Below are 20,123 nucleotides of genomic sequence, written 5' to 3' on the forward strand. Positions count from 1 at the left end.
TGAACTTGTCCGGTGATGGGTCCCCCGGACCCATCACAAGCGTCGGACGCGAACAGCACGGCGCTTGCCTCCCGGATCGTTTCCCCGCCTGCGGCAAGCCGTCTGACCCGCCCTGTCTGGCCCAGCCCCTTCTTGACCGGTTTGCAATGGCATCTTATCGACCAGTCGATAGCATGCTGTGCTGATACAGAGTGTCTTGGCGCATCATGACCTTGAACCACCGTGTTCAATGTCGTGATTGTGCTGATGCCGCTGTTTGGGCCAGGCCTACCCAAGAAAACTGAGGTTTCTCCCTGCCTGGTCCAAAAAGGCTCCGCGGTATTGCAATATTTTTAATAGTCGCCGAAACGCTTTTTTCGAGTAACTGCTTACTGGCTCGCCTGCCGCTTCTCTTCCAGCTTCTCCCAACGCTCGAACAGCTTCTCCAGTTCCGCGTTCAGTTCGTCGAGCTGGCGGTTGATGTCGTCGGCGCGGGCCGCGCCGTCCTTGTACAGGTCCGGATCGCCGAGCTGCTCGGCCAGGGCGGCCTGGCGGCCTTCAATGCCGGCGATCTTCTCGGGCAGGGCGTCCAGCTCTTTTTCCTCCCAGGGCGCGAGCCGGCCGGGCTTGCTGGCCTTGGCGGGGCGCTCGGCGGCGGGTTTGGCCGGCTCGGGCGCGGCAGCCGCCGGTGCGGCCGGTTCCGGGCGCTGGGCCAGCCATTCGTCATAGCCGCCCACATACTCCGCCCAGAGCCCGTCACCCTCGGCGGCGATGACCTGCGTGACCACATTGTTCAAAAAGGCCCGGTCGTGGCTGACCAGCAGCACGGTGCCGGCGTAGTCCTGCAGCAGGTCCTCCAGCAGTTCCAGGGTCTCGATGTCCAGGTCGTTGGTGGGCTCGTCCAGCACCAGCACGTTGGTGGGCTGGGCGAACATGCGCGCCAGCGCCAGGCGGGCGCGCTCCCCGCCCGAGAGGCTGCGCACCGGCGAATGGGCGCGGGCGGCCGGAAAGAGGAAGTCCTCCAGGTAGCTCATGATGTGCTTGCGCTGGCTGCCTATCTCCACCCATTCGCTGCCGGGGCTGATGGTGTCGGCCAGGGTGGCGTTCTCGTCCAGCTGGCTGCGCATCTGGTCGAAATAGCCTATGTTCAGGCGGGTGCCGTGGCGCACCGTGCCTTCGTTCGGTTCCTGCAGGCCCAGCATGATGCGCAGCATGGTCGTCTTGCCGGCGCCGTTGGGGCCGATCAGGCCGATGCGGTCGCCGCGCATCAGCAAGGTGGAGAAGTCGCGTATGAGGATCCGGTCGTCGTAGCCGTGGGACACGTGCTGGAGCTCGGCCACGAGCTTGCCCGAGCGCTGGCCCTCGGCCAGGGCGAACTTGACGTCGCCCGAGCGCTCGCGCCGTTCGGCGCGCTCCACCCGCAGCCGCTCCAGGCGGCGCACCCGGCCTTCGTTGCGCGTACGGCGTGCTTCCACGCCCTTGCGTATCCAGACTTCTTCCTGCGCCAGAAACTTGTCGAACTTGGCGCTCTGTTGTTTCTCCGCCTCCAGCCATTCAGCCTTGCGGGTCTGCCATTCGCTGAAATTGCCCGGGAAACTGAACAGCTTGCCGCGGTCCAGTTCCACGATACGCGTGGCCACGGCGTCCAGGAAGCGCCGGTCGTGCGTGATGATCACGGCGCTGCCCTTGAAGCCCAGCAGCAGCTGTTCCAGCCAGAGGATGCCGTCGAAGTCCAGGTGGTTGGTGGGTTCGTCCAGCAGCAGCAGGTCGGGTTCCTCGACCACGGCGCGCGCCAGCGCGACGCGCTTGCGCTGGCCGCCCGACAGGCTGCCGGCCGGCGCCTGCGGGTCCAGGCCCAGCTTGTCGACCAGGGCGTTGACCCGTGCGGGCCGCTGCCAGTCCTCGGTCTCGGTCAGGTCGCCGCATAGAATGTCGTAGATGCTCTGGCCGGGGTCCAGTTCGGGCTCCTGCTCCACGGTGGCGACCTTCAGGCCGTTCAGGCTCTGCACCTGGCCGTCGTCGGGGGCGATGCGCTTGTCCAGGATCTTCAACAGAGAGGATTTGCCCGCCCCGTTGCGTCCGATCAGGCCGATGCGCTCGTTGCTTTGGATGGCCAGGTCGGCATGGTCCAGCAGGGCATGGTGGCCGAACGCCAACTGGACGTCGGTCAGGGAAATCAGGTTGATGGACATAAAACTCCAGATAAATCGGCGCGTCGTGCGAATTTCATTATTGTCGCAGGTTACAATGACCTTGTGAGGCAGGCTGGGCAGTCGCGGTGCGCACGCATCGAGGAAGGTCCGGACTCCACAGAGCAGGGTAGCGGCTAACAGCCGTCCGACGAACCCGGCCCCGCGCCGGGCAAGTCGAGGACCAGGGCCACAGAGACGAGACCGCAGCGAGGGTCCGCCACGGCGGACACAGATATGGCCATCTCCGTATTTCCTGTCCCTCAGGGGGCAGGGCGCTGCGGGGTGAAACGCGGTAACCTCTACCCGGAGCAATACCAAATAGGCATACGCAGGCATCAAGCCAGAGAGGCGGCTCGTCTCAGTATGCGGGTAGGTAGCTAGAGCCGTCCAGCAATGGCCGGCCCAGAGGAATGATTGCCGGCCGGCGGGTTCCCGCCGGCATACAGAATCCGGCCTACAGGCCTGTCTCACACTCCTGGAATCTGTTCGATGTCTTTTCATGGCGGGCCCGAAAGACTGCTCCTGCCGGGCCGCGTCTGCGGCGGCGCAAGCGCCCGCCAGTCTGCCACGGCGCTCGCCATATTTCATTCATATTTCAGTCAATTGAAATGAATTGTCAGGGACGGCAAAGCCCAGGCTTGGCCCGCCCGCGTCCGTTTTTATGACAAATCACTTTTAATGCACCCTGCAATTTCTTGATTTAACAGAGAAATTTTTTGCGGCGCTTTCTCCGATAGTGCGCTAAGTGCTTGTTGTGATTGAAAAAATTGCAACCTGCGTCTTGACCAGTCTCAGTTTCCGCCGTAGAGTGGGGAAAAGTAGGAAATAGTGTGAAAAAGTGGGGGGAAATGTTCCAAGGCAGCAGCGCACTCACGATCGATGCAAAGGGGCGGATGTCCATTCCGACCCGGCATCGTGACGCGCTCGCTCAGCAGGAACAAGGTCGCCTGACTCTGACCCGTCATCCCGACGGCTGCCTGTTGGTCTATCCGCGCAGCGTCTGGGAGGAAAAGCGTGAACAGATCGCCCGCTTCCCCATGAGCGCACGTTTTCTGCAACGCCTGCTGCTGGGCAGTGCTCAGGACGTCGATCTGGATTCCGCCGGCCGGATACTGATTGCTCCCGAACTGCGCGCCGCAGTGGGCCTGGAGCGCGACGCCATGCTGTTGGGCATGGCGACCCATTTTGAATTGTGGAACGCCCAGGAACTGGAACGCCGCCAGGCCCAGGATCTGGCGGCAGGCTCCACAGAAGTATTCGAAACATTTTCTTTCTGAGTAAGTCATGACGCTGGTACATCGATCCGTGCTGCTGGAGCCTACGGTGGCGGCCCTCGTGGACCCGTCATTCGAGGCCCGGCGCTGGACGCAGGCCCCGCCGGCACACGGTGTACTGGACGGCGTGTACGTGGATTGCACGTTCGGCCGGGGAGGGCACAGCCGCCTGCTGCTGTCCTACCTGGGGCCCCAGGCCCGCCTGATCGTGTTCGACAAGGATCCGCAGGCCATCGCCGTGGCCCGCGAGCTGGCCGCCCGGGACGCGCGCGTCACGGTGCTGCACAGCGGCTTTGGCGAATTGGCGCAGGCGCTGGACGAGATCGACGCCGGGCCCCTGAGCGGCGTGATGATGGATCTGGGTGTGTCCTCGCCCCAGATCGACGATGCGGAACGAGGTTTTTCGTTCATGCGCGAAGGTCCTCTGGACATGCGCATGGACACCAGCAGCGGTCCGACCGCTGAACAGTGGCTGGCTCAGGCCAGCGTGGAAGTTTTAAAGGAGGTCATTGCAGAATATGGCGAAGAACGGTTTGCTTTCCAGATTGCAAAGGCGATTGTTGATCGCCGCCAATCCCGCCCGCTGCATACAACGCGTGATCTCGCCGAGCTCGTCGCCGGTGTCGTCCGCACGCGCGAAAAGGGTCAACATCCGGCAACCAGGACCTTCCAGGCTATACGGATTTACCTCAATCGTGAGCTCGAAGAGCTCGCGCATGCGCTTCCGTCAATTCTGAGCCGGCTGGCGCCAGGGGGAATTCTCGCTGTGATTGCATTTCATTCGCTGGAGGACCGCATGGTCAAGCAGTTCATGAATGCGGCGGCGCGTCCCGCGCAGGAGCAGTCGCGCCTGCCCATTCTTGAAAAAGACATGCCCCAGCCCCTGGTCCGTTCCCTGGGACGGGTGCTGCCCACGGACGAGGAAGCCTCCGACAATCCCCGTGCGCGCTCGGCGGTGCTGCGGGTCGTGCAGCGTACCGACATTCCCATCCCCCAGGAATGGATGCGCGGCGCCAGCGAGCGCCTGCTGCATCAGGCCGCCTACAGCCGCCAGCCCGCCGGCAGGAGGGCGCGCCGATGATGCGCCTTGTCATCACCCTGGCCCTGGTGCTCATGCTGTCGGCCATCTCCCTGGTCACGGCGCGCTATCAGGCGCGCGAACTGTTTGTACAGACCGATCGTCTGGCCACCAAGGCCCGCGAGCTGGACACCGATTGGCGCCGCCTGCAGCTGGAGCGCGCCGAACTGGCCCGCAACGCCCGCGTGGACGATATCGGCCGCAATGAGCTGCATCTGGTGCTGGGATCGCCGGACCGCACGCTCTACCTGCAAGGCGGCGAGCTGACTTCCAATGCGGCGCAGCAGGGAGACCATCCATGAGGCGTTTCGGCTACCACGAGAATCCCGTACTGAATGTGCAGCTGCCGTTCTGGCGTTCGCGCCTGGTGCTGGTGCTGCTGTTCCTGGGATTTGGTGCGCTGATCGTCAAGGCCCTCTACCTGCAGGGCCTGTCCACGGAGTTCCTGCAGCAGCAGGGCGAGCGCCGCTACGAGCGCACCCTGGTCCTGCCGCCCATGCGCGGCAAGGTGTTCGATCGCAGCGGCGCGGTGGTGCTGGCCTCCAGCGTGCCCGTGCGCGCCATCTGGGCCATTCCGGACGACGCCCGCAATGCCAAGCCCGAACAGATCTCCGAATTGGCCAAGCTGCTGGGCATGGGCCTGCCCGACGTGCAGCGCCGCCTCTCGGTCGAGGACCGCAGTTTCGTCTACATCAAGCGCCAGGTGGACGTGGACACGGCCGCCCGCATCGCCGAACTGAAGATCCCCGGCATCCACCAGCAGGAGGAAATGCGCCGCTTCTATCCCGAAGGCGACGTCATGGCGCACATCCTGGGCTTCACCAATATCGAGGACCAGGGCATCGAAGGCATCGAGCTGGCCTTCAATTCGGCCCTGTCGGGCAAGCCCGGTTCGCGCCGCGTCATCCGCGACCGCCTGGGACGGGTGGTCGAGGACGTGCGCGCCGTCATCCCTCCCACGCACGGCCAGGACCTGCACCTGTCCATCGACGCCGGCCTGCAGTTCGACGCCTACACCGCTCTGAAGAAAGGCATGGAGGACGTCAAGGCCAACGCCGCCGCCGCCGTGGTGCTGGACGTCAAGACCGGCGAGATCCTGGCGCTGGTCAATCTGCCTACCTACAATCCCAATGATCGCGACGACCGCAAGGGCGCCGCGCTGCGCAACCGCGCCCTGACCGACACCTTCGAGCCCGGCTCCATCATGAAGCCGTTCACGGCGGCGCTGGCCCTGGACATCAATCGCATCAGCACCTCCACCCAGTTCAATACGGGCAACGGCCAGTACCGCTACCAGGGCAACACCATCACCGACGTGAGCCGCAACGGCGTGCTGGATGTGGCGGGCATCCTGCGCCGTTCCAGCAATATCGGCATGACCATGATTTCCGAGCGCCTGACCTCGCAGGAAATGTGGAACAAGTTCACCGAGCTGGGCTTCGGCCGTTCTCCCCAGGCGGATTTCCCGGGCATTGCCAGCGGCCGCCTGCGGCCCTGGGAGCGCTGGCGTCCCATCGAGCGCGCCACCATGGCCTACGGCTACGGCCTGTCCGTCTCGCTGCTGCAGATCGCGCACGCCTACACGGCGTTCGCGCGCAACGGCGACATGGTGTCCATGACGCTGCTCAAGCGCGAAGGCAAGCCGGCCAGCGTGCAGGTCTATGCGCCGCGCACCGCCGAGCTGATGCGCGGCATGCTGGAGGCCGCGGCCGGCCCGGACGGCGCCCGCCTGGCCCAGGTGCAGGGCTACCGCGTGGCCGGCAAGAGCGGCACGGCGCGCAAGATCGTGAACGGCCGCTACAGCAAGTCGCTGTACCGCGGCTCCTTTGTGGGCTTTGCACCCGTGTCCAATCCGCGCATCGTGGTGGCCGTCACGATCGACGAACCGCACAGTTCCAGTTATTACGGCGGGCGCATTGCCGCGCCGGTGTTTTCAGAAATTGTGGCCCGGAGCCTGCGACGCCTTGGCGTGCAGCCCGATGCGCCCATAGAGTCGCTGGTGGCCATAGGCCCCAGCGGGGAGGAAGTACGATGAATGCCGCAGCAGTATTGGAATTGCTGGCGCAGCACGTGGCGCCGACGGCAAACTTGTGCCTGGACTCCCGTCAGATCAAGGCAGGAGATGTCTTCTTCGCGTGCCGGGGGCATGGCGGCGACGGCCGGCAGTACGAAGCCCAGGCGGTGCAGCAGGGCGCGGCCGCGATTGTCCGCGAGCAGGGCGAACAGGCGGCCGAGCCCGGCGTGCCGGTCCTGCAGGTCGCCGGGCTGAACGCTCTCTTGGGCGAGGTGGCCCACCAGTGGTGGGGCCGTCCGTCCGAGTCCATGACCGTGGTGGCCGTGACCGGCACCAACGGCAAGACCTCCAGCGTGCAGTGGGTGGCTTCGGCCCTGAATCATTCCCAGGTGCCTTGCGGAACCATAGGCACGCTGGGCGTGACCCTGCCTGACGGCTCGAACCTGGGCGGCGTGCTGACCACGCCCGATGTGCTGACCATGCACCGCAGCCTGGCGGCCATCCGCGCCCAGGGCGGCAATGCCGTGGCTCTGGAGGCTTCCTCCATCGGCCTGGAGCAGGGCCGGCTGGACGGCGTGCGCATCGACATCGCCGGCTTCACCAACCTGACCCACGACCATCTGGACTACCACGCGACCATGGAGGCCTACAAGCAGGCCAAGCTGCGCCTGTTCAGCTGGCCGGCCTGCGCAGCGCGGTGATCAACGCCGACGACGCGATGGGCCGCGAGCTGATGCAGGCCGGCCTGTCCGCCCGCGTGGTCTCCTATTCCATGAGCCAGCCCGGCGTGGACCTGCTGGCCGAGGATGTGCACACCGGCGCCGACGGCCAGGTCTTCAGCCTGGTCACGCCGCACGGCACCGCCCAGATCCTGACCCACCTGCTGGGCGAGCATAATGTGGCCAATCTGCTGCTGGTGGCCGGCGTGCTGCAGGAAGTGGGCTGGCCGGTCTCCAAGATCGCCCGCATCATGGCCAAGCTGGTGTCCGTGCCGGGCCGCCTGCAGATCGTCGATCCCATCTCCGCCGTGGGGCGCCACCAGCCCGCGCCGCTGGTCGTGGTGGATTACGCCCACACCGGCGATGCGCTGGAGCGCGCGCTGCTCGCCCTGCGCGACGTGGCCAAGGTGCGCGGCGGCAAGCTGGTCTGCGTATTCGGCTGCGGCGGCAATCGCGACACCGCCAAGCGGCCCGTCATGGGCGGGATAGCCGCCCGGCTGGCCGACGAAGTGGTCGTGACCACCGACAACCCCCGCTTCGAGGAGCCGGACGAGATCATCCGCCAGATCGTGGCCGGCATGCCTGGCACGCCCCACGTGCAGGCCGACCGGGCGCGCGCCATCCTGACCTCCGTCTGGGCGGCGCACCCCAACGACATCGTGCTGCTGGCCGGCAAAGGCCACGAGACTTATCAGGAAGTTCGCGGCGAGCGTCACGTGTTCGACGACCGCGACTGGGCGCAGGCCGCCTTGTGCTGGCTGCGCGGCGCGCGCCTGAGCAGCGACACCCGCAAGCTGGCCAAGGGCGACATCTTCCTCGCCCTGCGCGGCGAGCAGTTCGACGGTCACGACTACCTGGCCCAGGCCAAGGAGCTGGGCGCGGCTGCCGCCATCGTGGCTGAGCGCGATCCCGCCGTGGACCTGCCCCAGATCGTGCTGGGCGACACCCGCCAGGCGCTGGTGACCCTGGCCGGCGAATGGCGTTCGCGCTTCGCCATCCCGCTGATCGGCGTGACCGGCAGCAACGGCAAGACGACCACCAAGGAAATGATTGCCGCCATCCTGCGCGCCTGGCTGGGCGAGGCCCACAGCCTGGCCACGCAGGGCAACCTGAACAATGACCTGGGCGTGCCGCTGTCGGTCCTGCGCCTGACGCCCGAACACAAGGCGGCCGTGCTGGAGATGGGCATGAACCATCCTGGCGAGATCGCCCTGCTGTCCGCCATCGTGCGGCCCACCATCGCGCTGGTGAACAACGCCCAGCGGGAGCACCAGGAGTTCATGCGCAGCGTGGAAGCCGTGGCCCGCGAAAACGGCTCGGTGATCGACTTCCTGCCGCAGGACGGCCAGGTAGTCATTCCGGGCGATGACGAATTCAGCGCCCTGTGGTCGGGGCAGGCCGGCGAGCGCCGCGTGCTGCGCTTTGGTCTGAGCGGCCAGGAGGACGTGTTCGCCGCCGACATGTTCGTGGAGCCGGCGCGCACGCGCTTCGTGCTGAGCGTGGCCGGCGAAAGCGCGCCCGTCACCCTGAACTCCCCCGGCTTCCACAATCTGCGCAACGCGCTGGCCGCCGCGGCCTGCGCCCATGCCGCCGGCGCGCCGCTGGAAGCCATTGTGCAGGGCCTGGAAAGCTTTCTTCCCGTGTCCGGCCGCATGCAGCCCAAGCTGCTGTCCACCGGCTACCAGTTGATCGACGACAGCTACAACGCCAATCCGGATTCCGTGCGCGCCGCCATCGACGTGCTGGCCCAGTTGAGCGGCCGCAAAGTCCTGGTGCTGGGCAATATGGCCGAAGTGGGCGAGAACAGTTCCGAGCTGCACGCCGAGGTAGGCGCCTACGCCAAGGAGCGCGGGGTGGATGAGCTCTTGACGCTGGGCGGCGACGCCAGCCACGCGGCGCAGGCCTTCGGCGCCCGGGCCCACCAGTTCGACGGTTTCGAGGACATGGTGGCTTATCTGCTGGCCCTGGAGCCTTCGCACATCCTGGTCAAGGGTTCGCGCAGCGCGCGCATGGAGCGCGTGGTCTCGGCCCTGGAAAACCATTTCTCCAAACTCGAAGGGGCGACGAATGCTTCTTGAACTGGCGCGCTGGTTGTCGGACGATCATATTCGCGCCTTCGGTGTGTTCGAATACATCACGCTGCGCGCCATCCTGGCGTGCGCGACCGCGCTGGCCATCGGCTTGTTGTGCGGCCCCTGGGTGATTCGCAAGCTCCCCGAGCTGCAGCTCGGGCAGGCCGTCCGCGCCTGTGGCCCGCAGCCGCTCCTGCAGAAGAACGGCACGCCCTCCCTGGGCGGCGTGCTGATCCTGATTTCCATCGGCGTCAGCACCCTGCTGTGGGCCGACTGGACCAACCGCTTCGTCTGGGTCGTGCTGCTGGTCACCTTCGGCTTCGGCTGGATAGGCTGGGCCGACGACTATAAAAAAGTGGTCAACCGCGATCCCGAAGGCATGTCTTCGCGCCAGAAGTTCTTCTGGCAGGCGCTGATCGGCGCGGTGGCCGCGGTGTACCTGAGCTTTGCCGTGTCCGTGCCCGCCAGCACGGAGCTGTGGCCCCTGTTCAAGGAATGGGTGATGAGCGGCTTCACCATGTCCTTGCCCACCCAGGCCGACCTGATCGTGCCGTTCTTCAAGTCCGTCAGCTATCCGCTGGGCGTGCTGGGCTTCGTGGTGCTGACCTGGGCCGTCATCGTGGGCTCGAGCAATGCCGTCAACCTGACCGATGGCCTGGACGGCCTCGCCATCATGCCCACGGTCATGGTGGGCAGCGCCCTGGGCATCTTCGCCTACGTGGTCGGCCGCGTGGACTATTCCAAGTACCTGCTGTTCCCCTACATTCCCGGCGCGGGCGAGCTGATGGTGATCTGCGCCGCCATCGCCGGCGCGGGCCTGGCCTTTCTGTGGTTCAACGCCTATCCCGCCCAGGTCTTCATGGGCGACGTGGGCGCGCTGGCGCTGGGCGGCGCGCTGGGCACCATTGCCGTGATCGTGCGTCAGGAGATCGTGCTGTTCATCATGGGCGGCGTCTTCGTGGTGGAGACCCTGTCCGTCATGCTCCAGGTCACCTGGTTCAAGTACACCAAGAAACGCTATGGAGAGGGCAGGCGCATCTTCCGCATGGCGCCGCTGCACCACCATTTCGAGGTGGGCGGCTGGAAAGAAACGCAGGTGGTGGTCCGCTTCTGGATCATCACCATGATGCTGGTGATGCTGGGTCTGTCTACATTGAAACTGCGATGAACGGTCTGAGCTTTCCTTCGATCCGCACCGACGGCGTCACGCTCATCCTGGGGATGGGCGAGACGGGCCTGGCCGCGGCCCGCTGGTGCATCGCCCAGGGCGCCGTCGTGCGTCTGGCCGACACGCGCGATCAGATCCAGGGACGGGATGAACTGACCGCCCTGGCGGGCGCCGAGCTGGACTGCCGCCTGGGCGGCCAGGCCCTGCATTCCGCCACGCTGCAGGACGTGCATACCGTGGTGATCAGCCCCGGCCTGTCGCCGCTGGAGGCGCCCATCGCGGCGTTCCTGGCGCAGGCCCGCGAGCAGGGCGCCGAAGTCATCGGCGAGATCGAACTGTTCGCCCGCGCGCTGAAGGATCTGGCGCAGCAGGGACGCGACAGCCGCGTCCTGGCCATCACCGGCACCAACGGCAAGACCACGGTCACCGCCATGACCCGTCACATCCTGGAGCAGGCCGGCGTGTCGGCCCGCGCCGTGGGCAATATCAGCCCGGCCGCGCTGGCGGCCTTGTACCAGGCCCTGCAGGACGACGACCTGCCGCAGGTCTGGGTCGTGGAGCTGTCCAGCTGCCAGCTGGAGAGCACGTTCAGCCTGCAGGCCGAGGCCGGCGTGGTGCTGAATATTTCCCAGGATCACCTGGACTGGCACGGCGGCATGGAGCCGTACATTCAGGCCAAGGCCCGCCTGTTCGGCCTGTGCCGCCTGGCCGTGGTCAACCGCGACGATCCGGCCGTCATGGCCATGGTGGACGATGCCTCCCTGGAGACCGTGCGCAGCTTCGGGCTGGGCAAGCCGGAGCTGACCGGCGACATGGGGCTGGGTCTGGACGGGGGCGTGGAGTGGCTGCTGGCCAGCGACCCCCAGGATTTCGATGCGCCCGCCGCGCCGCGCCGCCGCAAGGGCGAAGAAGGCCCGGCGCTGCGCGCGCCCGGCCGGCTGAACCGCCTGATGCCGGCGGAAGCCCTGCAGATCAAAGGGCGCCACAACGCCTTGAATGCCCAGGCCGCCCTGATCCTGGCGCGCAGCCTGGGCCTGGGCTGGGCCGAACTGCTCAACGGCCTGCGCAGCTACAGGGGCGAGCCGCACCGGGTGGAGCTGGTGCGCGTCATCGATGGCGTGCAGTACCTGGACGACAGCAAGGGCACCAACGTGGGCGCCACGGTGGCCGCCCTGCGCGGGCTGGACCAGCGCGTCTGGCTGATCGCCGGCGGCCTGGGCAAGGGTCAGGATTTCGGGCCGCTGGCCCAGGCGGCGCGCAAGAGCGTGGCCGAAGTATTCCTGATCGGGCGCGACGCCGGGCAACTGGCCCAGGCCCTGCAGGCCGAAGAGGTGGCGCACCGCTTCTGCGACGGGCTGGACGCCGCCGTGCGGCAGGCGGCCGAGCAGGCCCGCTCCGGCGACGTCGTGCTGCTGTCGCCGGCCTGCGCCAGCATGGACATGTTCAAGAGCTACCATCACCGCGGGCTGTGCTTCGTGGCCGCCGTGACGGAACTGGCCCTGGACAGAGGAGAGGCGGCATGAGTCTGTTCGCGGAACTGACCTCCGGCGTGAACGCCGTGCGGCCCGGCCGCACCGCCTTGCCCACTTTTGACCGCCCCTTGCTGGCTTCCACGCTGATGCTGACCCTGTTCGGGCTGCTGATGGTGTATTCGGCCTCCATCGCCCTGGCCGACGGGCCCCGCTATGAAAGCTACGGCCGCTACTACTTCGTGATCCGCCATGGCATGTTCATCGCCGTGGGCACCTTCATGGCCGTGTTCGCCGCCACCGTGCCCATGCGCGTCTGGCAGAAGCTGGCCATCCCTCTTTTCGTGTTCGCCATCCTGCTGCTGATCGTGGTGCTGATTCCCGGCATCGGCCGCGAAGTCAACGGCGCGCGGCGCTGGCTGCCGCTGGGCATCATCAACTTCCAGCCTTCCGAGCTGATGAAGATCGCCATGGTCCTGTACGCGGCGGACTATACCGTGCGCAAGCAGGAGCACCTGCAGACCTTCCTGCGGGGTTTCCTGCCCATGGCGGTCGCCCTGGGCTTCGTGGGCGTGCTGCTGCTGATGGAGCCCGACCTGGGCGCGTTCATGGTCATCGTGGCCATCGCGGTGGGCATTCTGTTCATCGGCGGCATCAACGGCAAGCTGTTCTCGGCCCTGCTGGGCATTCTGGTGGGCAGCTTCCTGCTGCTGATCTGGCTCTCGCCCTGGCGGCGCGAGCGTCTGTTCGTCTACCTGGATCCCTGGAATCCGGACAATGCCTACGGCAGCGCCTATCAGCTCTCCCCTTCCCTGATCGCGCTGGGACGCGGCGAATGGTTCGGCGTGGGCCTGGGCTCCAGCGTGGAGAAATTGCATTACCTGCCCGAAGCGCACACGGACTTCATCGTGGCCGTGATCGGCGAAGAGCTGGGTTTCGTGGGCGTGTCCGCCCTGGTGCTGGCCTTTGCCTTCGTGGTGTGGCGCAGCTTCAACATAGGCCGCCAGGCCATCGCCATGGAGCGCATCTTCAGCGGCATGGTGGCCCAGGGCGTAGCTGTCTGGTTCGGCGTGCAGACCTTCATCAATATCGGCGTGGTGCTGGGCCTGCTGCCCACCAAGGGGCTGACGCTGCCGCTGGTCAGCTACGGCGGCTCGGGCATCGTGATGAATCTGGTGGCCCTGGCGCTGCTTCTGCGCGTGGATTTCGAGAATCGGCAGATGATGAGGGGGAAACGCACATGAGCGCGCCCACCATCATGATCATGGCAGGCGGCACCGGCGGGCACATCATGCCGGGCCTGGCCGTGGCCGAGGCGATGCGCCGGCGCGGCTGGAACGTGGTATGGCTGGGACACCCCGAGCGCATGGAGGGTAGCCTGGTTCCCCAGCACGGTATTAAAATGCTGCCGCTGCGATTTTCGGGCCTGCGCGGCAAAGGTGTCGCGGCCTTGCTCAAGCTGCCCTTCACCCTGCTGGGCGCCTGCCTGCAGGCGCGCCGCTGCCTGAAGGAAGCGCAGCCGGACGTCGTGCTGGGCATGGGCGGCTATGTCGCCTTTCCGGGCGGCCTGATGTCCTTTCTGTCGCGCCGCCCGCTGGTCATTCATGAGCAGAACGCCGTGGCCGGCACGGCCAACCGCTACCTTGCCAAGATGGCGAACCGGGTGCTGACCGGCTTTCCCGGCGCGTTGCCGGGCGCCCTCATGGTGGGCAATCCGGTGCGCGACGCATTCGTCGGGCAGGGCGCCGCCGCCGGCCGCTACGCCGGCCGCCAGGGCCCCTTGCGCATCCTGGTGGTGGGCGGCAGCCTGGGCGCGGCGGCCTTGAATTCGGTGGTGCCCGAGGCGCTGGCCCTGATTCCGGTCGATCGCCGGCCCGTGGTCACGCACCAGGCCGGCGAGCAGCACCTGGCGTCCCTGCAGGAGCGCTACGCCCATGCCGGGGTGCAGGCCGACTGCAAGGCCTTCATCGGCGACATGGCGCAGGCCATGAAAGAGGCGGACCTGCTCATCTGCCGGGCGGGCGCCATGACGGTGGCCGAGGTGGCCGCGATCGGCGTGGCGGCCCTGTTCGTGCCCTTGCCGCACGCCATCGACGACCACCAGACGGCCAACGCCCGGTACCTGAGCGACTGCTCGGGCGCCTGGCTGAAGAAACAATCGGAGTTGACGGCCCAGTGGCTTGCGCAATGGCTGCAGGACCTGGACCGTGAAGAATTGACGCGCGTGGCCAGCCACGCGCAGGAGCATGCACAGTTGAATGCCACGCAGCAGATTGCCGAAGCATGTCAGCAAGCGGCAAGGAGAGCGGAATGAAGCACCGCATTCAACGAATTCATTTTGTAGGTATCGGCGGCTCGGGCATGAGCGGCATCGCCGAAGTCAAGCTGAACCTGGGCTACGCCATCAGCGGCTCGGACATCCAGGAGACGGCGGTCACGCGCCGCCTGGAAAAGCTGGGCGCGCGCATCGTCATCGGCCACAAGGCCGAGAACGTGGCGGGCATGGGCGCCATCGTCACCTCCACGGCGATCGCCGGCGACAACCCCGAGGTCCTTGCCGCCCGCGCCGCACGCATTCCGGTGGTGCCTCGCGCCCTGATGCTGGCCGAGCTGATGCGCCTGAAGCGGGGCATTGCCGTGGCCGGCACGCATGGCAAGACCACCACCACCAGCCTGGTGGCCAGCCTGCTGGCCGCCGGCGAACGGGATCCCGCCGTCGTCAGCGGCGGCCGGCTCAAGTCGGCCGGCGCCAATGCGCGTCTGGGGCAGGGCGAGTACATCGTGGTGGAGGCGGACGAATCCGATGCCTCCTTCCTGAACCTGCTGCCCGTGATGGCCATCGTCACCAATATTGACGTGGACCACATGGACACTTACGGCCACGACGTCGCGCGCCTCAAGAGCGCTTTCATCGACTTCACGCACCGCCTGCCGTTCTACGGCAGCGCGATCCTGTGCAGCGACGACGCCAATGTGCGCGAAATCATTCCTTTTGTATCCCGGCCTGTCACGACCTACGCAATAGACAGCGATGCGCAGGTGCGCGCCGTCAACATCGAGAGCCGCGGCACGACCATGTGCTTCGACGTGCAGCGCAAGGGCGCGGGCGGGGACCTGCCGCTGCTGTCCGTGTGCCTGAACCTGCCCGGCCGGCACAACGTGCTCAACGCCCTGGCGGCCATCGCGGTGGCCACGGAGCTGGGCGTGAGCGACGAAGTCATCGCCCGCGCCCTGAGCGAGTTCACCGGCGTGGGCCGGCGCTTCTCCATGGTGGGCGACTTTCCGGTGCCCGAGCGCCAGGGCGGCGGCACGTTTACAGTTGTTGACGATTACGGCCACCATCCGGTCGAAATGGCTGCTACTTTGGCTGCCGCGCGTGGCGCATGGCCCGAGCGCCGCATCGTGCTGGCTTTCCAGCCGCACCGCTACACGCGCACCCGCGACTGCTTCGAGGACTTCGTGCAGGTGCTCAGCCAGGCCGACGCGGTATTGCTCAGCGAAGTCTATGCGGCCGGCGAGCCGCCTCTGGTGGCGGCGGACGGCCGGGCCTTGAGCCGCGCCGTGCGCGTGCTGGGCAAGGTCGAGCCGATCTTCGTGGCGGAAATCAATGATATGGCGCAGGCCGTCCTGGACTTTGTCCGCGACGGCGATGTGGTGTTGGTAATGGGAGCAGGGTCCATCAGCCGGATCCCTGCCCAATTGGGAGAGGTGGCATGACAGCGGATTTTGGCCGGGTCGGCGTGTTGTATGGCGGCAAGTCCGCCGAGCGCGAGGTATCCCTGATGTCGGGCCAGGGGGTGCATGAGGCCTTGCGCAGCATGGGCGTGGACGCACACCTGTTCGACCTGGGCGAGAAAGGCCTGGCGGAGCTGGCCCAGGCGGGATTCGATCGCGTCTTCATCGCGCTGCACGGCCGCTTCGGCGAGGACGGCACGCTGCAGGGCGCGCTGGAATGGCTGGGCATTCCCTATACCGGCAGCGGCGTGATGGCTTCCGGCGTGGCCATGGACAAGATCATGACCAAGCGCATCTGGCAGCATGTGGGCCTGCCCACGCCGGATTTCGTCGAACTGTTCGACGCCAAGGACGTGCCGGCCGCCGTGCAGCGTCTGGGCGTGCCCATGATCATGAAGCCGCCGCACGAAGGCTCCACCGTCGGCGTGGTCCGCGTGGACCATGCCGATCAGGCGCAGGCCGCCTTTGAAACCGCCATGCACTACGACACCGTGGTGCTGGCCGAGCAGTTCATCCGCGGCCGCGAGCTGACCGTGCCCATCATCGGCACGGGCGAGCAGGCGCGCGCGCTGCCCGTCATCGACATCGTCGCCCCGCAGGGCAATTATGACTTCGAGCACAAGTACTACTCGAACGACACCCAGTATTTCTGCCCCGCCGATCTGCCTGCCGAGCTGACCGCCCAGGTGCAGGACCTGGCCGTGCGCGCCTTCCAGGCCCTGGGCTGCGAAGGTTGGGCCCGGGCTGACTTCATGCTCGATGAGCAGAACCGGCCCTGGCTGCTGGAGATGAACACCTCGCCGGGCATGACCAGCCATTCGCTGGTGCCCATGGCGGCCAAGGCGGAAGGCTGCAGCTATGCGCAGCTTTGCGTGAACATCCTGGCGACGGCGCGCTGCAAGGTGCAGGCCATCGCCCGCAGCCTGTAGACGCAAGGAGCCAGGATCATGTTTTCCGATGCCCGCCTGACCAATCTGATCGCTAACACGCTGGCGCTGCTGGCCGTGTCGGCGCTGGTCGTCGGGGTCGTGGTCTGGGCCGTGCGCCGTCCGTACTTCAACATCGAGCGCATCCAGATCGAGTCCTCCCAGGGGGAGCCGCTGGCCTATGTCACGCCCGAAGGCGTGAAGGCCACGGTGGCGGGCCGCCTGGAGGGCAACTTCTTCACGGTGGACCTGGACAAGTCCCGCGCCCTGATCGAGACCGCGCCCTGGGTGCGGCGCGCCCAGATCCGCCGGGTCTGGCCCAATACGCTGCAGGTGCGCATCGAAGAGCAGCAGCCGCTGGCGTACTGGAACGAGAACGACATGATCAACACCTGGGGCGAGGCCTTCGCCGCCAACCAGGCCGTGATCCCGGACGATGTCGAGCCGCCCCAGCTGAGCGGCCCGCCCAATTCGGAGCGGCTGGTGGTGCAGCGCTACGCCGAGCTGGCCCGCTGGTTCGGGCCGCTGGACGTGCAGGTGCGCGAAGTCACGCTGAGCCCGCGCTACGCCTGGGACGTGGTGCTGTCCAACGGCGTGCAGCTCAGCCTGGGCCGCGACCCGGCGGCGGACATCGCCGACCCGCACGGGCGCAAGGGAGCCTTGCCCTTCGCCGTGCGCATTGAACGATTCGTGCAGGCCTGGCCTGCCTTGATGCAGCGGCTGGGCGACCGCGCGCTGCAGAGTGCCGATCTACGTTATCCGAATGGCTTTGCGATTACGCTGGCTCCGGTTTCATCTACCCCTGTGAAGTAAAGAACATATGACTCGTGACATCAAAGACCTGATCGTTGCATTGGATATCGGCACCAGCAAAGTCGTTGCGGTGGTGGCCGAAGTCTTGCCCGAAGGCCGATTTGAAGTGCTTGGGCTGGGACAGCATGAGTCTCAGGGCATGCGCAAAGGGGTGGTCGTCAACATCGAGACGACGGTCAATTCCATCCAGCGCGCGCTGGAGGAAGCCGAGCTGATGGCCGACTGCAAGATCCGCGAGGTCTACACGGGCATCGCCGGCAGCCACATCACCAGCTTCAATTCCAGCGGCATGGTGGCCGTCAAGGACAAGGAAGTCACCGCGACCGACGTGGCGCGCGTGATCGAGACCGCCAAGGCGGTGAACATACCCACGGACCAGCAGGTGCTGCACGTGCTGACCCAGGAATTCATCGTGGACTCGCAGGAGGACATCCGCGAGCCCATCGGCATGAGCGGCCTGCGCCTGGAAGTGCGCGTGCACATCGTGACCGGCGCCGTCAGCGCGGCCCAGAACATCGTCAAATGCGTGCGCCGCTGCGGCCTGGAAGTGCAGGACCTGATCCTGCAGCCGCTGGCCTCCAGCCTGTCGTGCCTGACGGCCGACGAAAAAGAGCTGGGCGTGGTGCTGGTGGACATAGGCGGGGGCACGACGGACATCGCCATCTATACGGGCGGGGCCATCCGCCACACCGACGTGATCCCGATCGCGGGCGACCAGATCACCAGCGATATCGCCGCCATGTTGCGCACGCCCACGCCCGACGCCGAGGAGATCAAGCTGCGCTTCGGCCTGGCCAAGCAGTCGCTGGCTCATCCCGAAGAGATGATCGAAGTGCCCGGCCTGGGCGACCGGCCCAACCGCCAGGTCAAGCGCCAGGCGCTGGGCGCGGTGATCGAGCCGCGCGTCGAGGAATTGTTCACCTTCGTGCAGCAGAGCCTGCGCGAGTCCGGCTACGAGGACCTGCTGTCCTCGGGCGTGGTGCTGACCGGCGGCACGGCGATGCTGCCCGGCATCGTCGAGCTGGCCGAGGACGTGTTCCTCAAGCCGGCGCGGGTCGCCGTGCCCAGTTATGAAGGCAGCCTGGCCGATGTGATGCGCAATCCGCGCTTTTCCACGGTCATGGGCTTGCTGACCGAGGCGCGGCTGCAAAGTGCGCGGGGCCGCAAGGTCGCCCAGCAGAAAGGCAGCGTGAAAAGCCTGCTGGCGCGCATGAAGGAGTGGTTCATGAATTAAAGGCATGCAGATGCCTGAAAGGGGCGGTCCCTCGGGACTGTCCGGGAGGCGATTCAAACCGGTTGCGAGCCCCAAGGCTGGCAGGTGTTTTGAGGCGATTCCAAATCGAAGCTGTATCGGGGAAGCGAGTTGGAAATTTACTAATTTGTGTTTGAGTGGGAGTCAATCATGATGAATTTTGAAATGTTGGATACCAGCCGGAACGGCACGGTCATCAAGGTGGTCGGCGTGGGCGGGGCGGGCGGCAATGCCGTCATGCACATGATCCGTTCGGGCGTGCAGGGCGTGGATTTCATCTGCGCCAATACGGATTCGCAGGCCCTGGCCAGCAGCGAAGCCCCCGTCCAGATCCGCCTGGGGCGCACCGGCCTGGGCGCCGGCGCCAAGCCCGACCAGGGCCGCGCCGCCGCCGGGACGGCCCGTGAGGAACCCCGCGCGGCCCTGAACGGCGCGAACATGGTCTTCATCACCGCCGGCATGGGCGGCGGCACCGGCACGGGCGCCAGCCCCGTGGTGGCCGAAGTGGCCAAGGAGCTGGGCATCCTGACCGTGGGCGTGGTGACCAAGCCTTTCTCGTTTGAAGGCAGCCGCCGCCTGCGCATGGCCGAGGAAGGCATCGAGGAGCTGAGCAAGCACGTTCATTCGCTGATCGTGGTGCTGAACGAGAACCTGTACGATCTGATGGACGAGGACGCCACGCAGTCCGACTGCTTCAAGGCCGCCGACGACGTGCTGCACAACGCCTGCGCCGGCATTGCCGAGATCATCAATGTCGAAGGCAACGTGAACGTGGACTTCGAAGACGTCAAGACCATCATGGGCGAGCAGGGCCAGGCCATGATGGGCACGGCGATCGCTTCGGGCTCGAACCGCGCCCGCGAGGCCGCCGAGCGCGCCATCGCCTGCCCGCTGCTGGAAGGCGTGGACCTGCACGGCGCCCGCGGCATGCTGGTGAACATCACGTCCTCGTCCTCGCTGAAGATGCGCGAGACCCGCGAGATCATGGACACCATCCGCAGCTATGCCGCCGAGGACGCCACCGTCATCTTCGGCACGGCCTACGACGAGTCCATGGGCGACAGCCTGCGCGTCACCGTGGTGGCGACCGGCCTGGGCCGCAAGCAGTCCCGTCCTCAACTGGTGCAGAACAACGAAGAAGTGTTGCGCACCGGCACGGACAACATGCCCGTCATCGGCGTGGACTACGCCAATGCGGACGTGCCCGCCGTGATCCGCAACCCGCGCAGCCAGGCATCGGCCCAGGTGCGCGCCCTGGAAACCGCCGGCATGGACCATTTCGACATTCCGGCATTCCTGCGCAAGCAAGCTGATTGAATCAGGCCGGCGATACCCGATTCGCCTGTTTGATTTCTCCCACACTCCCCCTGGGCGTTCGCGCTCCGGGGGGCGTTCTTATTTGTCGCCGGGCCGTTCCCAAGGCAAAAAGCAC

14 protein-coding genes, 1 other RNA gene and 1 pseudogene are annotated in these 20,123 nt (G+C 66.3%); 15 read left to right on the plus strand and 1 reads right to left on the minus strand.

The features are described 5' to 3' along the window. Positions 1 to 368: 368 nt before the first annotated feature. The gene (locus ACWPWO_RS04205; RefSeq protein WP_454004639.1) at positions 369 to 2,171 is read right to left on the minus strand and encodes an ATP-binding cassette domain-containing protein; all 1,803 of its coding nucleotides are present in this window, start codon (positions 2,169 to 2,171) and stop codon (positions 369 to 371) included. A gap of 65 nt (positions 2,172 to 2,236) precedes the next feature. On the opposite strand from ACWPWO_RS04205, the gene rnpB reads away from it, so the two are divergent. From rnpB to ftsZ, 15 genes and pseudogenes are all read left to right on the plus strand, one after another. Beyond that, an RNA gene (rnpB, locus tag ACWPWO_RS04210) (RNase P RNA component class A) lies at positions 2,237 to 2,644 on the plus strand. Between the two features lie 375 nt (positions 2,645 to 3,019). Then, the gene (gene mraZ, locus ACWPWO_RS04215) at positions 3,020 to 3,448 is read left to right on the plus strand and encodes a division/cell wall cluster transcriptional repressor MraZ (RefSeq protein ID WP_394064385.1); all 429 of its coding nucleotides are present in this window, start codon (positions 3,020 to 3,022) and stop codon (positions 3,446 to 3,448) included. A gap of 7 nt (positions 3,449 to 3,455) precedes the next feature. Then, positions 3,456 to 4,526: a 16S rRNA (cytosine(1402)-N(4))-methyltransferase RsmH gene (rsmH, locus tag ACWPWO_RS04220; RefSeq protein WP_454004640.1), complete on the plus strand. Its 1,071-nt coding sequence runs from the start codon at positions 3,456 to 3,458 to the stop codon at positions 4,524 to 4,526. Then, the gene (ftsL, locus tag ACWPWO_RS04225) at positions 4,523 to 4,825 is read left to right on the plus strand and encodes a cell division protein FtsL (protein ID WP_394064388.1); all 303 of its coding nucleotides are present in this window, start codon (positions 4,523 to 4,525) and stop codon (positions 4,823 to 4,825) included. Before rsmH ends, ftsL begins: the two co-directional genes overlap by 4 nt. Further along, positions 4,822 to 6,558: a peptidoglycan D,D-transpeptidase FtsI family protein gene (locus ACWPWO_RS04230; protein ID WP_454004643.1), complete on the plus strand. Its 1,737-nt coding sequence runs from the start codon at positions 4,822 to 4,824 to the stop codon at positions 6,556 to 6,558. Before ftsL ends, ACWPWO_RS04230 begins: the two co-directional genes overlap by 4 nt. After that, positions 6,555 to 9,334 (plus strand): annotated as a pseudogene (gene murF, locus ACWPWO_RS04235) (bifunctional UDP-N-acetylmuramoyl-L-alanyl-D-glutamate--2,6-diaminopimelate ligase MurE/UDP-N-acetylmuramoyl-tripeptide--D-alanyl-D-alanine ligase MurF). Before ACWPWO_RS04230 ends, murF begins: the two are co-directional and overlap by 4 nt. Further along, positions 9,324 to 10,496, plus strand: a complete 1,173-nt coding sequence (gene mraY, locus ACWPWO_RS04240; protein WP_454004645.1) for a phospho-N-acetylmuramoyl-pentapeptide-transferase — start codon at positions 9,324 to 9,326, stop codon at positions 10,494 to 10,496. The pseudogene murF and the gene mraY overlap by 11 nt, the downstream one beginning before the upstream one ends. Further along, entirely contained in the window at positions 10,493 to 12,019 is a 1,527-nt protein-coding gene (gene murD / locus ACWPWO_RS04245) for a UDP-N-acetylmuramoyl-L-alanine--D-glutamate ligase (protein ID WP_454004647.1), read from the plus strand. The genes mraY and murD overlap by 4 nt, the downstream gene beginning before the upstream one ends. Then, on the plus strand, positions 12,016 to 13,209 hold the full coding sequence (gene ftsW, locus ACWPWO_RS04250; protein ID WP_454004649.1) for a putative lipid II flippase FtsW: 1,194 nt from the start codon (positions 12,016 to 12,018) through the stop codon (positions 13,207 to 13,209). The genes murD and ftsW overlap by 4 nt, the downstream gene beginning before the upstream one ends. Beyond that, the gene (gene murG, locus ACWPWO_RS04255; protein ID WP_394064400.1) at positions 13,206 to 14,279 is read left to right on the plus strand and encodes an undecaprenyldiphospho-muramoylpentapeptide beta-N-acetylglucosaminyltransferase; all 1,074 of its coding nucleotides are present in this window, start codon (positions 13,206 to 13,208) and stop codon (positions 14,277 to 14,279) included. Before ftsW ends, murG begins: the two co-directional genes overlap by 4 nt. Next, a complete protein-coding gene (gene murC, locus ACWPWO_RS04260; RefSeq protein WP_454004652.1) occupies positions 14,276 to 15,682 on the plus strand; it encodes a UDP-N-acetylmuramate--L-alanine ligase in 1,407 nt (468 codons plus the stop codon). The genes murG and murC overlap by 4 nt, the downstream gene beginning before the upstream one ends. Beyond that, positions 15,679 to 16,629: a D-alanine--D-alanine ligase gene (locus ACWPWO_RS04265; protein ID WP_454004654.1), complete on the plus strand. Its 951-nt coding sequence runs from the start codon at positions 15,679 to 15,681 to the stop codon at positions 16,627 to 16,629. The genes murC and ACWPWO_RS04265 overlap by 4 nt, the downstream gene beginning before the upstream one ends. Before the next feature lie 18 nt (positions 16,630 to 16,647). Continuing rightward, entirely contained in the window at positions 16,648 to 17,439 is a 792-nt protein-coding gene (locus tag ACWPWO_RS04270) for a cell division protein FtsQ/DivIB (RefSeq protein WP_454004656.1), read from the plus strand. Between the two features lie 7 nt (positions 17,440 to 17,446). Further along, on the plus strand, positions 17,447 to 18,673 hold the full coding sequence (gene ftsA / locus ACWPWO_RS04275) for a cell division protein FtsA (protein WP_454004657.1): 1,227 nt from the start codon (positions 17,447 to 17,449) through the stop codon (positions 18,671 to 18,673). A 168-nt stretch (positions 18,674 to 18,841) separates the two neighbouring features. After that, on the plus strand, positions 18,842 to 20,008 hold the full coding sequence (gene ftsZ / locus ACWPWO_RS04280) for a cell division protein FtsZ (RefSeq protein WP_454004659.1): 1,167 nt from the start codon (positions 18,842 to 18,844) through the stop codon (positions 20,006 to 20,008). Positions 20,009 to 20,123 lie beyond the last annotated feature (115 nt).

Source organism: Alcaligenes sp. Marseille-Q7550 (assembly GCF_965112015.1).